The organism is Cellulomonas sp. HZM (genome assembly GCF_000708885.1).
Classification (GTDB): Bacteria; Actinomycetota; Actinomycetes; order Actinomycetales; family Cellulomonadaceae; genus Cellulomonas.
Genome location: NZ_JEOE01000030.1, coordinates 15,463 through 30,611 on the forward strand (window position 1 = coordinate 15,463; position 15,149 = coordinate 30,611).

15 protein-coding genes are annotated in these 15,149 nt (G+C 73.4%); 13 read left to right on the forward strand and 2 right to left on the reverse strand.

The features are described from left to right. Window positions 1–59 precede the first annotated feature (59 nt). Together AW16_RS0113260 and AW16_RS0113265 are read left to right on the forward strand one after the other, a co-directional pair. Window positions 60–269, forward strand: a complete 210-nt coding sequence (locus tag AW16_RS0113260; protein WP_029291133.1) for a hypothetical protein — start codon at window positions 60–62, stop codon at window positions 267–269. 68 nt (window positions 270–337) lie between these two features. Further along, on the forward strand, window positions 338–1,396 hold the full coding sequence (locus tag AW16_RS0113265; protein ID WP_231496058.1) for a LacI family DNA-binding transcriptional regulator: 1,059 nt from the start codon (window positions 338–340) through the stop codon (window positions 1,394–1,396). A 12-nt stretch (window positions 1,397–1,408) separates the two neighbouring features. On the opposite strand, the gene AW16_RS0113270 is transcribed toward AW16_RS0113265, so the two are convergent. After that, window positions 1,409–2,158 carry a DsbA family oxidoreductase gene (locus AW16_RS0113270; protein WP_051681943.1) on the reverse strand — a complete coding sequence of 250 codons (750 nt, stop codon included), beginning with the start codon at window positions 2,156–2,158 and terminating at the stop codon, window positions 1,409–1,411. Then, entirely contained in the window at window positions 2,155–3,138 is a 984-nt protein-coding gene (locus AW16_RS0113275; RefSeq protein WP_029291136.1) for a quinone oxidoreductase, read from the reverse strand. Before AW16_RS0113275 ends, AW16_RS0113270 begins: the two co-directional genes overlap by 4 nt. Window positions 3,139–3,221: 83 nt before the next feature. Here AW16_RS0113275 and argC point away from each other — a divergent pair, with 83 nt between their 5' ends. The 11 genes from argC to tyrS all read left to right on the forward strand — a co-directional run bounded on the left by argC (window position 3,222) and on the right by tyrS (window position 14,676). Beyond that, a complete protein-coding gene (gene argC, locus AW16_RS0113280) occupies window positions 3,222–4,271 on the forward strand; it encodes an N-acetyl-gamma-glutamyl-phosphate reductase (protein ID WP_197021625.1) in 1,050 nt (349 codons plus the stop codon). Beyond that, window positions 4,268–5,476, forward strand: coding sequence for a bifunctional glutamate N-acetyltransferase/amino-acid acetyltransferase ArgJ (gene argJ / locus AW16_RS0113285; RefSeq protein WP_029291140.1), 1,209 nt, complete (start codon window positions 4,268–4,270; stop codon window positions 5,474–5,476). The genes argC and argJ overlap by 4 nt, the downstream gene beginning before the upstream one ends. Continuing rightward, window positions 5,473–6,450: an acetylglutamate kinase gene (gene argB, locus AW16_RS0113290; protein ID WP_029291142.1), complete on the forward strand. Its 978-nt coding sequence runs from the start codon at window positions 5,473–5,475 to the stop codon at window positions 6,448–6,450. Before argJ ends, argB begins: the two co-directional genes overlap by 4 nt. After that, window positions 6,447–7,754 (forward strand): acetylornithine transaminase, encoded by a 1,308-nt coding sequence (locus tag AW16_RS0113295; protein WP_029291144.1) that lies wholly within the window; start codon window positions 6,447–6,449, stop codon window positions 7,752–7,754. Before argB ends, AW16_RS0113295 begins: the two co-directional genes overlap by 4 nt. 65 nt (window positions 7,755–7,819) lie before the next feature. Beyond that, window positions 7,820–8,752, forward strand: coding sequence for an ornithine carbamoyltransferase (argF, locus tag AW16_RS0113300; protein ID WP_029291147.1), 933 nt, complete (start codon window positions 7,820–7,822; stop codon window positions 8,750–8,752). A 2-nt stretch (window positions 8,753–8,754) separates the two neighbouring features. Then, a complete protein-coding gene (locus tag AW16_RS0113305) occupies window positions 8,755–9,264 on the forward strand; it encodes an arginine repressor (protein ID WP_029291151.1) in 510 nt (169 codons plus the stop codon). Window positions 9,265–9,326: 62 nt separating this feature from the next. Next, window positions 9,327–10,565, forward strand: a complete 1,239-nt coding sequence (locus AW16_RS0113310) for an argininosuccinate synthase (RefSeq protein WP_029291153.1) — start codon at window positions 9,327–9,329, stop codon at window positions 10,563–10,565. After that, complete coding sequence (gene argH, locus AW16_RS0113315; protein WP_029291155.1) at window positions 10,558–11,994, forward strand: argininosuccinate lyase; 1,437 nt, start codon at window positions 10,558–10,560, stop codon at window positions 11,992–11,994. Before AW16_RS0113310 ends, argH begins: the two co-directional genes overlap by 8 nt. A gap of 41 nt (window positions 11,995–12,035) precedes the next feature. After that, window positions 12,036–12,620 carry a uridine kinase gene (locus tag AW16_RS0113320; RefSeq protein ID WP_029291157.1) on the forward strand — a complete coding sequence of 195 codons (585 nt, stop codon included), beginning with the start codon at window positions 12,036–12,038 and terminating at the stop codon, window positions 12,618–12,620. Window positions 12,621–12,663: 43 nt separating this feature from the next. Continuing rightward, complete coding sequence (locus AW16_RS0113325; protein WP_029291159.1) at window positions 12,664–13,359, forward strand: DNA-3-methyladenine glycosylase; 696 nt, start codon at window positions 12,664–12,666, stop codon at window positions 13,357–13,359. A gap of 54 nt (window positions 13,360–13,413) precedes the next feature. Further along, on the forward strand, window positions 13,414–14,676 hold the full coding sequence (gene tyrS, locus AW16_RS0113330; RefSeq protein ID WP_029291161.1) for a tyrosine--tRNA ligase: 1,263 nt from the start codon (window positions 13,414–13,416) through the stop codon (window positions 14,674–14,676). Window positions 14,677–15,149: the final 473 nt, after the last annotated feature.

Below are 15,149 nucleotides of genomic sequence, written 5' to 3' on the forward strand. Positions count from 1 at the left end.
GTAGCGGTACAGAAACCGAGGAGGGGATCAGCATGGATGCACCGCCGTTGGCTCTCGCGATGGCGAGGCGGTCCGCCGAGCACACGGCCTGGAGTGCTCTGCCGGACGCCCCGGTCGCCGACGACCACCGTCGGCCGCGGGTCGTGCGGACCCGCTCGCTCGTCGCCCACGCGCTCGAGCGGCTCGCCGCGGCGATCGAGCCTGCGCCGCGTCCCGCGCGTGACGTCGTGACCCGGACAGGACAGGTGCTCGGAGGCCCCGTGGCGTGAGCACGACTCCCGCGCCGGACGCCTACGCTGAGCCTCATGGCTCGGGCGGAGGTGTCGGCGTGGCGCGCGTGACGTTGCAGACCGTGGCCGACGAGGTGGGCGTGAGCCGCATGACGGTCTCGAACGCGTTCTCGCGGCCGGACCAGCTCTCGGCCGAGCTGCGCGAGCGCGTGCTCGCGGCGGCGGACAGGCTCGGCTACGTCGGTCCCGACCCGGCCGCTCGAGTCCTCGCCCGGGGAACCACCGGTGCGGTCGGCGTGCTGCTCACCGAGTCGGTCGGGACGGCCTTCCAGGACCCGATCGCGGCGGCGTTCTTCGGATCCGTCGCCGAGGAGCTCGCGCCCACGGGCCTCGCGGTGGCGCTCCTGCCGAGCACGGGCACCGAGCAGACGGTGCCGGCGCGAGACGTGCCGATGGACGGCGCGCTCGTGTACTCGTGCGCCGGGGACATGACCGCCGTGACGTGGCTCCTGCGGCGCAAGCTCCCGCTCGTGTTCGTCGACCAGCCCCCGACGGGTGACGCGTCGAGCGTCCTGCTCGACGACCGCCCGGGCGCCCGGGCCGCCGCGCAGCACCTGCTCGACCTGGGCCACCGCCGCATCGCGTTCCTGACCACGGCTTTCGGCCTGCCCGACGGCGTCGCGCCGGACCCCGCGGACGCCGGCATCGGGTACGTCTCGCGCGAGCGGGTGGCGGGCTGGATGAGCGCGCTCGGTCCCGCGGGGGCGCAGGTGACGGCGATCCACATCACCGACAACTCGGAAGAGTTCGCGGAGGCGGGCGCTCGCACGTTGCTCGACCTGCCGGAACGGCCGACGGCGGTGCTGTGCTTCTCGGACCTCGTCGCGTGGACGGTGGAACGCGTCGCGCGCGAGCGCGGGCTCGCGGTCCCGGGTGACCTGTCGGTCGTCGGCTACGACGACAGCCCGCTCGCGCGCGCGGCGCAGCCGCAGCTCACCACCGTGCGCCAGGACCTCGCAGCCAAGGGGCGCGTCGCTGCGACGACGTTGACGCGAGCGATCGCCCGCGCGCGCGGCGAGGAGGGAGCCCCGACAGGGCCGGAGCACGTCCTGGTCCCGACGGAGCTCGTCGTCCGCGCGAGCACCGGGCCCGTGCCGCAGGGCTGATCGTGCCGTGCGTCAGACGGCGCAGGACCCGTCGGTGCACACGTCGCCCTGCTCCCCGAGCGCGACGATCGGGTTGGCCTCGCGCCACCCGGCCTCGAGGAGCTGGGTGAGGACCTCCTCGGGCTGTGCGCCCGAGACGGCGTAGCGCCGGTCGACCACGAAGAACGGCACGCCTGTCACGCCGATCTCGCGCGCTGCCGCCAGGTCGTCGCGCACCTCGTCCGCGCCGTCCTCGCCGGACAGCGCGGCGGTCACGGCGGTGTCGTCCCAGCCGTGGTCGCCGAACCCTGCGCGGGCGGCCACCGCGGCGAGCGCGCCATCGGCCCCCAGGTCGACCCCCCGCTCGAAGTGGGCCGAGAACAGCTCTTCGGCCGTGGCGTCGACCAGCTCCGGGCCGCCCGCACGTGCGGCGAGGTGGAGCAGACGGTGCGCGTCGAACGTGTTGAAGGTGAGCGTCCGGCCGAAGTCGTACCGCAGCCCGACGCTCGCGGCGACATCCGTGACGTGCGCGAACATCTGCTGCACCTGGTCGAGCCGCAGCCCCTTCGTCTCGGCGAGCGCCTCCGCCTCGGGCCGGCCGGGGCCGGTCGGCGTGTCGGGGGAGAGCTGGTAGGAGCGCCACGTGACGTCGACGCGGTCGCGGTGCTCGAACGACTCGAGCGCCGCGGCGAACCGGCGCTTGCCGATGTAGCACCAGGGGCACGCGACGTCGGACCAGACCTCGACCTGGACGTTACGGGTGAGGGCGAGGGGCGTGATCACGGGAGCAGCAGGACCTTTCCGGTGGTGGAGCGCGACTCGAGCGCACGGTGCGCGTCGACGGCGGCGGTGAGGGGGTACGTCGCGCCGACGCGGACGTCGAGCGTGCCGTCGAGGACCGCGTCGAACACCTCGCGGGCCCGCCACGTGAGCTCGTCGGGGTCGGCGACGTGGTCGGCGAGCTTCGGTCGGGTGAGCAGCACCGAGCCGGCGGAGCTGAGCCGCTGGGGGTCGACGGGCGGCACGGGGCCGGACGACGCCCCGAACAGCACGAGCGTGCCGCGACGGGCGAGCGAGGCGAGCGACGCGTCGAACGTGTCCTTGCCGACCGAGTCGTACACGGCGTCCACCCCCCGGCCTGCGGTCAGGTCGCGCACGACCGCGGGCAGCTCGGTCGGCAGGTCGTCGAGGTCGCGGTAGCGGATCACCTCGGCGGCTCCGGCCGCGCGTGCCAGCTGCTCCTTCTCGGCCGTCCCGACCGTGGCGATCACACGTGCGCCGTGACGACGCGCGAGCTGTGTGAGCAGCAGCCCGACACCCCCGGCCGCCGCGTGCACCAGGACGGTCGAGCCGGGCCGCACGTGGAACGACGACGTCACCAAGTAGTGCGCGGTCATCCCCTGGAGCGGCACGGCCGCTGCGGTGTCGTCGGGCACGCCGGACGGGACGACGAGCGCGTCGGCCGCGCGGACGGCGACGAGCTCGGCGTACGAGCCCGGGGCCTCGGCCCATGCGACGCGGTCGCCGACGGCGAGACCGGCCACGTCGGAGCCGACCGCCTCGACCGTCCCGGCGCCCTCGGAGCCGACGACGTGGGGGAACGGCATCGGGTAGGTGCCCGACCGGCGGTAGGTGTCGATGAAGTTCACCCCGGCGGCCGTGGTGCGGACGAGCACCTCGTCGGGTCCGATCGTGGGTGCCGGCACGTCCGTGACGGTCAGGACCTCGGGACCGCCCGGGGCGGTGGCGACGACTGCGCGCATGCCAGCGCCAACGCACGACGCGCGCGAGCGCATTCCGAGAATGTCGTTCGTATCTTCGTGCATCGAAGTGTATGTTCATGCACATGACGTTCACGGTCGCGGTCGCCGGTGCCTCGGGGTATGCCGGCGGGGAGATGCTGCGGGTGCTCCTGCAGCACCCCGAGGCGAGCATCGGCGCACTCACGGCGCACTCCAACGCCGGCACGACGCTCGGACGGCACCACCCGCACCTGCGCTCGCTCGCGGGCCGCACGCTCGTCGAGACGACGGCGGCGAACCTGGCCGGCCACGACGTCGTCGTGCTCGCGCTCCCGCACGGCGCGAGCGGCGCGGTCGCGGCCGAGCTCGGTGACGCGTCGGTCGTGGTGGACCTGGGGGCCGACCACCGCCTCGCCGACCCCGCTGCGTGGGAGAAGTACTACGGCAGCGCCCATGCGGGTACCTGGCCTTACGGCCTGCCGGAGCTGCTGCACCCGGGCGAGACGACGGCCGCCGCCCAGCGTGCCGCGCTCGCCGGTGCACGGCGCATCGCGGTCCCGGGCTGCAACGTCACCGCCGTGACGCTAGGACTCCAGCCTGGCGTCGCCGCGGGCGTCGTCGACCCGGTGGACCTCGTCGCGGTGCTCGCCAACGGCTACTCGGGTGCGGGCAAGAGCCTCAAGGCGCACCTGCTCGCGGCCGAGGGTCTCGGCTCGGCGCAGCCGTACGCCGTCGGCGGCACGCACCGGCACATCCCGGAGATCGCGCAGAACCTGCGCTCCGCGGGCGCGGCGGACGTCTCGATCTCGTTCACGCCCACGCTCGTCCCGATGGCGCGGGGCATCCTCGCGACCGCGACCGCGCGGCTCGTCGGCGACGCCGCGGACGTGCGCGCCGCGTGGGAGCACGCGTACGCCGACGAGCCCTTCGTCCACCTGCTGCCCGAGGGCCAGTGGCCGACGACGGCCTCGACGCTCGGCGCCAACACGGCGCTCGTCCAGGTCGCGGTCGACGAGGACGCGGGCCGGGTCGTGACCGTCACCGCGATCGACAACCTGGTCAAGGGCACCGCGGGCGGCGCGCTGCAGTCCCTGAACATCGCTCTCGGTCTGCCCGAGACGCTCGGCCTCCCCCTGGACGGAGTGGCACCATGACGACGACGACCACCAGCGACGCGCCTGCCGAGGGAGTCACCGCACCCGCGGGCTTCCGCGCGAGCGGCGTCACGGCCGGGCTCAAGCCGTCCGGGCGTCCCGACCTCGCGCTCGTCGTCAACGACGGGCCGCTGCAGGTGGGCGCCGCCGTGTTCACCACCAACCGGGTCCAGGGCGCGCCGGTGAAGTGGTCGCGCCAGGCCGTCGCGGACGGCGTCGTCAGCGCGGTCGTCATGAACTCGGGCGGGGCCAACGTCTCGACCGGCGCCGCGGGCTTCCAGGACGCGCACAGCACGGCAGAGCGCGTGGCCGCGACGCTGGGCGTCTCCGCCGGGGACGTCGTCGTCGGGTCCACGGGCCTGATCGGCGAGCGGCTGCCGCGCGAGATCCTGCTCGCGGGCGTCGACCAGGCGGCCGCCGCACTCGGCCCGGACGGCGGGCTGGCGGCGGCCACGGCCATCATGACGACCGACACCGTGCCCAAGACGTCCCAGCTCACGGTCCCCGGCGACGACGGGCCGTGGACGGTCGGTGGCATGGCCAAGGGCGCGGGCATGCTCGCGCCGGCGCTCGCGACGATGCTCAGCGTCATCACCACGGACGCCGTCGTCGATGCGGCGCTCGCGGACAGCGCGCTGCGCGCGGCGACCTCGCGCACGTTCGACCGCGTCGACTCCGACGGCTGCATGTCGACGTCCGACACCGTCGTGCTGCTCGCCTCGGGTGCGAGCGGCGTGGCGCCGGACCCGGCCGCGTTCCTCGCGGCCCTCGAGTCGGTGTGCGGGGACCTCGCGCGCCAGCTCGTCGCGGACGCCGAGGGCGCGAGCCACGACATCGCGATCACCGTCGTCGGCGCGACGACCGAGGCGGCGGCCGTCGCCGTCGGACGTGCCGTGGCGCGCTCCAACCTGTTCAAGGCGGCCGTCTACGGCAACGACCCCAACTGGGGGCGCGTGCTCGCGCAGGTGGGCACCGTGCCGGAGGAGGTCGCGCCCTTCGACCCCGACGAGGTCGACGTCACGATCAACGGCGTCCAGGTGTGCCGCGCGGGAGCCGGCCACGAGGACCGCTCGCTCGTCGACCTCTCCTCCACGCGTGAGGTGACCGTCCTGGTGGACCTGCACGCGGGCGACGCGCTCGCGACGATCTGGACCAACGACCTCACGCACGCCTACGTCTCCGAGAACAGCGAGTACTCCACGTGAGCGACGAGTTCGTGTTCGACACCCGCACCGACCTGCGCCCCGACCAGAAGGCCGAGGTGCTGATCCAGGCGCTCCCGTGGCTGCAGAAGTTCGCGGGCGCGCTCGTCGTCGTCAAGTACGGCGGCAACGCGATGATCGACGAGGACCTCAAGCGGGCGTTCGCGCAGGACATGGTGTTCTTGCACCAGGTCGGGCTGCGTCCCGTCGTCGTGCACGGCGGGGGCCCGCAGATCAACGCGATGCTCGACCGGCTCGGCATCGAGTCCGAGTTCCGCGGCGGCCTGCGCGTCACGACGCCCGAGGCGATGGACGTCGTGCGCATGGTGCTCACGGGCCAGGTGTCGCGCGAGCTCGTCGGCCTCCTGAACGCGCACGGCCCGCACGCCGTGGGCCTGTCGGGCGAGGACGGCGCGCTGTTCCAGGCGCGCCGCCGCACCGCGGTCGTGGACGGCGTCGAGGTCGACGTCGGTCTCGTCGGCGACGTCGTGCACGTCAACCCGGGTGCGGTCCAGGACCTGCTCGACGCCGGCCGCATCCCCGTCGTCTCGACGGTCGCACCCGACATCGACGACCCGACGCAGGTGCTCAACGTCAACGCCGACACCGCCGCGGCCGCGCTCGCCGTCGCCCTCGGTGCGCGCAAGCTCATCGTGCTGACCGACGTCGAGGGTCTCTACCTCGACTGGCCGGACCGTGCCTCGCTCGTTCGCCGCCTGTCGGCGAGCGCGCTCGCCGAGGTGCTGCCGCGGCTCGACGCCGGCATGCGACCCAAGATGGAGGCCTGCTGGCGGGCGGTCGAGGGCGGCGTGGGCCGCGCCCACGTCATCGACGGCCGCGCTCCGCACTCGATCCTCGTCGAGGTGTTCACGTCCGACGGCATCGGCACCATGGTGCTGCCCGACGAGGAGCCGGCCGACGCACCCTTCACCGCACCCGTCCCCGTGGTGCACGCGAACCCGGGAGGTGCCGCGTGAGCGAGCCGACGACGAGCACGCCCACGACGACTCCGACGACCGCGCGACACCGCTCCGACGCGCCGGCCGACGGCGCGTCGGCTCTCGCGGAGGCGGTCGACGGCTCGGTCGCCCAGTGGACAGAGCGCTACACGCACGCGGTCATGGACACCTTCGGCCCGCCCCAGCGTGTCCTGGTGCGCGGCGAGGGTCCGTACGTGTGGGACGCCGACGGCAAGCGCTACCTCGACCTGCTCGGCGGGATAGCCGTGAACAGCCTCGGCCACGCGCACCCGACGCTGACCGCCGCGATCAGCGCGCAGCTCGGCACGCTCGGCCACGTCTCGAACTTCTTCGCGAGCCCGACGCAGATCGCGTTCGCGGAACGGCTCCTGCAGCTCGCGGGAGCGCCCGCAGGGTCGCGTGTGTTCCTCACGAACTCGGGCACCGAGGCGAACGAGGCCGCGTTCAAGCTGGCACGTCGGACGGGTCGCACGCGCGTCCTCGCCCTCGAGGGCGCCTTCCACGGGCGGACGATGGGTGCGCTCGCGCTGACGCACAAGGCCGCCTACCGCGAGCCCTTCGAGCCGCTCCCGGGCGGCGTCGAGTGGCTGCCGTTCGGTGACACGGAGGCGCTCGAGCAGGCGTTCGCGGGCGAGCCCGTGGCCGCGCTGTTCGTCGAGCCCGTGCAGGGCGAGGCGGGCGTGCTGCCGCTGCCGCCGGGCTACCTGGCGCGTGCGCGCGAGCTCACGCGCGAGAACGGCGCCCTGCTCGTGCTCGACGAGGTCCAGACGGGCATGGGTCGCACCGGCGAGTGGTTCGCGCACCACCACCCGCACATCGGTGGGGGAGTCGTGCCCGACGCCGTCACCGTCGCCAAGGGTCTCGGCGGCGGGTTCCCGGTCGGCGCGCTCGTCGCGTTCGGCGAGCCCGTCGCGTCGCTTCTCGGGCGCGGGCAGCACGGCACGACGTTCGGCGGCAACCCGGTGGCGTCTGCTGCGGCGCTCGCGACGATCGGCGTCATCGAGCGCGACGGCCTGCTGGCGCACGTGACCGAGCTCGGTGCGAACCTGCGGGCGCAGGTGGCCGCGCTGGACCACCCGCTCGTCGCGGGGGCCCGCGGCGAGGGGCTGCTCATCGGCATCGAGCTCACGGCTCCCGTGGCCGCACAGGTGGCCGCGCGGGCGCTGGACGCCGGGTTCGTCGTCAACCCGTGCCGGCCGACGACGATCCGCCTCGCGCCTCCGTTCGTGCTGACGGCCGACCAGGCCGCGACGTTCGTCGACTTCCTGCGCACGCTGCCGACCGACCTCGAGGGGGCCTGAGATGCCGCGTCACTTCCTGCGGGACGACTCTCCCGTCCGCCACCGTCGAGAGCGGAGGTCCTGAGATGCCGCGTCACTTCCTGCGCGACGACGACCTGACCCCCGCCGAGCAGCACGACGTCCTCGAGCTCGCCCTCGCCTTCCGCTCGGACCGGTACATCCGCACGCCCCTCGCGGGACCGCGGGCGGTCGCGATCATCTTCGACAAGCCCACCCTGCGCACACAGGTGTCGTTCAGCACCGGCGTCGCGGAGCTCGGCGGCTTCCCGCTCGTCGTCGACGGCAAGCTTGCGCAGATCGGCACGCGGGAGTCGATCCCGGACACGGCGCACGTGCTGGGCCGGCAGGTCTCGGCGATCGTCTGGCGCACGCACGCGCAGGCCCGGCTCGAGGCGATGGCGGAGCACGCCGGCGTCCCGGTCGTGAACGCGCTCACCGACGACTTCCACCCGTGCCAGGTGCTCGCCGACCTCGCGACGGTCGCGCTGCACCGCGGCGGCACCGGCAACCTCGCGGGGCAGACGCTCGCGTACGTCGGCGACGGTGCGAACAACATGGCGCACTCGTACCTGCTGGGAGGGGTCACCGCCGGACTGCACGTGCGGATCGGCACCCCCGAGGGTTACCTGCCGGACGCTGCGGTCGTCGCCGATGCCGAGCGTCGCGCGCAGGAGACGGGTGGCTCGGTCACCGTCGTGCACGACCGCGACGCGGCCGTCGCGGGCGCCGACGTCGTCGCGACCGACACATGGGTCTCGATGGGGCAGGAGGGTGAGGCGGACCAGCGCGAGACGCCGTTCGTCCCGTTCCGGCTGGACGCCGACGCGCTCGCGCTCGCGAAGAGCGACGCGATCGTGCTGCACTGCCTGCCCGCCTACCGCGGCAAGGAGATCACCGCCGAGGTGCTCGACGGGCCACGGTCGGTCGTGTGGGACGAGGCCGAGTTCCGGCTGCACGCGCAGAAGGCGCTGCTGACGTGGCTGCTGGAGCGGTCGTGACGATGACGACGATGCCCCAGACGAAGGCTGCCCGGCACGCGCTCATCGGCGCTCTGCTCACGCGCGGCACGGTGTCCTCGCAGCAGCAGCTCGCCGACCTCCTCGCCGCGGAGGGCGTCACCGTCACGCAGGCGACCCTGTCGCGGGACCTGGTCGAGCTGCGTGCCGTGAAGGTGCGCACGCCGTCGGGCACGCTCGCCTACGCCGTGCCGGCCGAGGGCGAGGTGCGCGCCACGCCGGGCGACGCCGAGGTGCTCGCGGCCCGGCTCGCGCGCCTGTGCGAGGAGCTGCTGCTCACGGCCGAGGCGTCGGGCAACCTCGTCGTGCTGCGCACCCCTCCGGGCGCCGCGCAGTTCCTCGCGTCGGCCATCGACCACTCCGTGCTCCCCGCCGTGCTCGGCACGATCGCGGGCGACGACACCGTGCTGGTCATCGCGCGCGACGCCGCACCCGGGGGCGGCGAGGCCCTCGCCGCCCGGTTCCTCGCTCTCGCCTCGGACGCCCGCCCCTGAGGCGAGCCGACGCGGCACACTGACCACCGAACCCTGAACCCAGGAAGACAGAAGGAAGAAACATGACTGAGCGCGTCGTCCTCGCCTACTCCGGCGGTCTGGACACCTCCGTGGGCATCGGCTGGATCGCCGAGGCCACCGGCGCCGAGGTGATCGCGGTCGCGGTCGACGTCGGCCAGGGCGGCGAGGACCTCGAGGTCATCCGTCGTCGCGCGCTCGACTGCGGCGCGGTCGAGGCGTACGTCGCCGACGCGCGCAACGAGTTCGCGACCGAGTACTGCATGCCGGCGCTCAAGGCGAACGGCCTGTACCTCGACCGGTACCCGCTGGTCTCCGCGCTCTCGCGCCCGGTCATCGTCAAGCACCTCGTGCGCGCGGCCCGCCAGTTCGGCGCCACGGTCGTCGCGCACGGCTGCACCGGCAAGGGCAACGACCAGGTGCGCTTCGAGGTCGGCATCACCTCGCTCGCCCCCGACCTGACGTGCCTCGCCCCGGTGCGCGACCTCGCGCTGACGCGCGACAAGGCGATCGAGTTCGCCGAGAAGCACGACCTGCCGATCGCGACGACCAAGCACAACCCGTTCTCGATCGACCAGAACGTGTGGGGCCGCGCGGTCGAGACCGGCTTCCTCGAGGACATCTGGAACTCGCCCACCAAGGACGTCTACACCTACACGGACGACCCGACGTTCCCGCCCGTCGCGGACGAGGTCGTCGTGACGTTCGAGCAGGGCATCCCGGTCGCGCTCGACGGCGTGCCGGTCACGCCGCTGCAGGCGATCCAGGAGATGAACCGCCGTGCGGGCGCCCAGGGCGTCGGTCGGATCGACATCGTCGAGGACCGCCTCGTCGGCATCAAGAGCCGTGAGGTGTACGAGGCGCCGGGCGCGATCGCGCTCATCGCCGCGCACCAGGAGCTCGAGAACGTCACGGTCGAGCGCGAGCAGGCGCGGTTCAAGCGCCAGGTCGAGCAGCGCTGGACCGAGCTGGTCTACGACGGCCAGTGGTTCAGCCCGCTGAAGAAGTCGCTCGACACGTTCGTCGACGACACGCAGCGCTACGTCTCGGGCGACGTCCGGATCGTCCTGCACGGCGGTCGTGCCACGGTCACCGGCCGCCGCTCGGACGCGTCGCTGTACGACTTCAACCTCGCGACCTACGACACGGGCGACACGTTCGACCAGAGCGCCGCGAAGGGCTTCATCGAGATCTACGGCCTGTCCTCCAAGCTGGCCGCGGCCCGCGACGTGCGCTTCGGCAACGGCGTCGACCTGGGCACGCAGGGCGGGATCGATGCCTGACACGCAGCAGCCGGAGCCGGACGCACCGCTCGCCCTGTGGGGCGGCCGGTTCGCGTCCGGTCCGGCGGCCGCGCTCGCCGACCTGTCGCGCTCGACGCACTTCGACTGGCGGCTCGCGGACGTCGACATCTCGGGCTCGGTGGCGCACGCGCACGTGCTGCACGCCGCGAGCCTGTTGTCCGACGACGAGGTCCGCGGCATGGTCGACGCGCTCGAGCGCCTGCGCGCGGACGTCGCGTCCGGCGCGTTCGGGCCGTCTCCCGACGACGAGGACGTGCACACCGCGCTCGAGCGCGGCCTCATCGAGCGCGCGGGCGCGGACCTGGGCGGCAAGCTCCGCGCGGGCCGCTCTCGCAACGACCAGATCGCGACGCTCGTGCGCATGTACCTGCGCCGCGAGTCACGCACGATCGCCGGGCTCGTGCTGGACGTCGTCGACGCGCTCGTCGCGCAGGCCGCGGCCGCGGGCGATGCGCCCATGCCGGGGCGCACGCACCTGCAGCACGCGCAGCCCGTCCTCCTCGCGCACGCGCTGCTCGCGCACGCGTGGCCGCTGCTGCGTGACGTCGACCGCTTCGTCGACTGGGACCGCCGTGCGGCGGTGTCGCCGTACGGCTCGGGCGCCCTCGCGGGATCGTCGCTGGGGCTCGACCCCGCCGAGGTCGCCGCGGAGCTCGGGTTCGACGGCCCCGTCGAGAACTCGATCGACGGCACGGCGTCGCGCGACGTCGTCGCCGAGTTCGCGTTCGTCGCGGCGATGCTCGCGGTCGACCTCTCGCGTCTCGCCGAGGAGGTCATCCTCTGGGCGACGAAGGAGTTCGGCTTCGTGCGCCTGCACGACGCGTACTCGACCGGGTCGAGCATCATGCCGCAGAAGAAGAACCCGGACATCGCCGAGCTCGCGCGCGGCAAGGCAGGTCGCCTCGTCGGCGACCTCACGGGTCTGCTCACCACGCTCAAGGGCCTCCCGCTCGCCTACAACCGTGACCTGCAGGAGGACAAGGAGCCCGTCTTCGACCAGGTCGACCAGCTCCGCGTGCTGCTGCCGGCGTTCGCCGGCATGGTCGCCACGCTCACGTTCGACCTCGACCGGCTCGCGTCGCTCGCACCACAGGGCTTCTCGCTCGCGACCGACATCGCGGAGTGGCTCGTGCGTGAGGGCGTGCCGTTCCGTGTCGCGCACGAGGTCGCGGGGGAGTGCGTGCGTGCCTGCGAGGCGCACGAGCCCGCGATCGAGCTGTGGGAGCTGTCCGACGACGAGCTCGCGGCGATCTCGCCGCACCTCACGCCGGCGGTGCGCTCCGTCCTGTCGGTCGAGGGTTCCGTCGCGTCCCGTTCCGCGTACGGCGGCACGGCTCCCGTGCGCGTCGCCGAGCAGCTGGGTCGCGCGCGCGACCGTGCGCACGAGCTGCGCGGCTGGTCGTCCTGACGCGTCGATGGGCACCGAATGTCGATGAGCACCGCACGTCGATGAGCACCCGACCGCGGACAGCACCGGCCGTCGGCCGGGTCGTCGACCTCGCGCGCTCGCGGCCTGCCCGGCTCGGGCCGGTCCGGCTCGTCGTCGTCGACGGACCGGCCGGCTCCGGCAAGACGACGTTCGCGGCGGCCGTGGCCGAGCTCGCCGGCCCAGGCACGACCGTGCTGCACCTCGACGACCTGTACGAGGGCTGGTCCGGCCTGGAGGGATCGCTGTGGCCGCGACTGAGCGCCCAGGTGCTCGAGCCGCTGCGCCGGGGCCGGCCGGGTCGCTACCAGCGGTACGACTGGGGATCGGGTGCGTTCGCGGAGTGGGTCGACGTCCCGCTGCCCGCACTGCTCGTGGTCGAGGGGTGCGGCTCGGCCCGCCGCGCGGCGGACGCGTCCGCGTCCGTCCGCGTATGGGTGGAGGCCGACGACGCGCTCCGCCTCGAGCGCGGCCTCGAGCGCGACGGCCAGGACGCGCGCGAGCAGTGGGTGCGCTGGATGGACGACGAGCGGGCGCACTTCGACCGCGAGGGCACGCGTGCCCGCGCCGACGTCCGCGTCGGCGCGTGGGGCGACCTCGAGGCGTGACGAGGAGAGCGGCCCGCGTGCGCCCGTACGGCAGGATGTCCCTGTGACCACGCCGCCCCGCACGCCCGACGCGGCCGACCCGGCCGCCGTCGTCACCGTGCCGGCGCGCGTCTGGTACGGCCGCGACGTGCACGCCGTGGCGCACGACCTGCTCGGCACGTACCTCACCGCCCGCTCGGCGGCGGGTGACGTCACCGTGCGCATCACCGAGGTCGAGGCGTACGGCGGGGCGACCGACCCGGGTTCGCACGCCTACCGCGGCCGCACCGCCCGCAACGCCGTGATGTTCGCGGAGCCCGGCCGGCTCTACGTGTACCGCCACCTCGGCCTGCACCACTGCCTCAACGTTGTCACCGAGCCGACCGGGAGCCCTGCGGCCGTGCTGCTGCGCGGGGGAGAGGTCGTCGAGGGCGAGCAGCTCGCATGGAGCCGCCGCGAGAGCGCGGGCGTCGTCGACTCGAGCCGCCAGCTCGCGCGCGGCCCGGCCAGGCTGGCCGTGTGCCTGGGGCTCGACCTCGCGGCCAACGGCGCGGACCTGACCGAGGCGGGTGGCGCGGTCGTGCTGCACCGGCACAGCACCGGCACGCTCTCCCAGGTCGCGAGCGGCCCGCGCGTCGGGGTCTCCGGCAGCGGCGGCGACGGCGCCCGATTCCCGTGGCGGTACTGGCTCACCAACGAGCGGACGGTGTCCGCCTACCGGCCGGCGTATCGACCGCCGACGTCGGTGGACGTCCCCTAGGACGACGACGTCGGCGCCCCGCCCATCCGCTGGCCCCTGACTGGAGACCTTCTCGTGAACGACATCCTCGACGACCTCGAGTGGCGCGGCCTGCTCGCGCAGACGACCGACCGCGCCGCACTCGCCGAAGCCCTGGCCGCCGGTCCCGTGCGCCTGTACTGCGGCTTCGACCCGACCGCGCCGAGCCTGCACATCGGCAACCTCGTGCAGATCCTCACCGTCCGACGCCTGCAGGACGCCGGCCACGTGCCGTTCGCCCTCGTCGGCGGCGCGACCGGCCTCATCGGCGACCCGAAGATGACGGGCGAGCGGACCTTGAACTCGCGCGACGTCGTCGCAGGCTGGGTCGAGCGCATCCGTGCCCAGATCGCGCCGCTGCTGCGGTTCGACGGGCCGTCGGCCGCGACGATGGTGAACAACCTCGACTGGACCGCGCCGCTGTCGGCGATCGACTTCCTGCGCGACGTCGGCAAGCACTACCGCCTGGGCACGATGCTCGCGAAGGACACCGTCGCACGGCGCCTCAACAGCGACCAGGGCATCAGCTTCACCGAGTTCAGCTACCAGATCCTGCAGGGGATGGACTTCCTCGAGCTGCACCGCCGGCACGGCGTGACCCTGCAGACGGGCGGATCGGACCAGTGGGGCAACCTGCTGTCGGGCGTCGAGCTGATCCGGCGTTCCGAGGGCACCGCGGTCCACGCCCTCACGACGCCGCTGGTGACCAAGGCCGACGGCACGAAGTTCGGCAAGACCGAGTCGGGCACGGTCTGGCTCGACCCGGAGCTGACGACGCCATACGCCTTCTTCCAGTTCTGGCTGAACGCCGACGACGCCGACGTCGTGCGCTACCTGAAGATCTTCACGTTCCGCACGCGCGACGAGATCGCCTTCCTCGAGGAGGCTGTCGCCGCACGTCCCGCCGCTCGGGAGGCGCAGCGCGCCCTCGCGCACGACGTCACGAGCCTCGTGCACGGCACCGATGCCGCAGACGCGGTCGTCGCGGCGAGCCAGGCGCTGTTCGGCCGAGGCTCCCTGACGGATCTCGACGAGCGGACGGTCGCCGGCGCCCTCGCGGAGCTGCCCACGGCGCCGGGCGCCCTGGGAGACCCGGTGGTCGACCTCTTCGCCGCGACGGGAATCGTCGCGAGCAAGTCAGAGGCCCGCCGAGCGGTCAAGGAGGGCGGCCTCTCGGTCAACAACGTGCGCGTGACCGCCGACGAGCAGCCCCTGACGGAGTCGGACCTGCTCCACGGGAGGTGGGCGGTGCTCCGCCGCGGCAAGCGCACGCTCGCCGTGGTCGACACCCGCGCCTGACGGCCGCACGAGCAGGCGCTCGACCGGCGCCGGCACGTCGCCGAGCGCCGGTCGTGCCGTGGTGACCGGCGTCACCGCGCAGCGATTTGCCAGCCCGGCCCGACCGCGCGTAACGTTCTCCGAGTCGCCCGGCAGGGAGGAACAGACACCAGGGATCGAACCCGGTGGCTGGTCCCGCAGGCGGCCGCCCCCGAACCGAACGCAGGACGCTTCGTGCGCCCTCGAACCGGATCGGGACCGGATCTCGCCCCCGGCCAGCTGGTCGAGAGCGAAAGAAAAGCCCGGTAGAGTAGTGAAAAGCTGGAAGCGAAGAATTCGCCGAAAGCGACTGGCGGATCAGCTCGAGAAGTGCTGATAGGCTGGAGAAACAGAAAGCCTCCGGGCAGGTCGAGAGACTGAATCGGATGCGCGTCTGTTCCTTGAGAACTCAACAGTGTGCCAAGTAGTCGATGCCATATGGCTCATCTTTGATG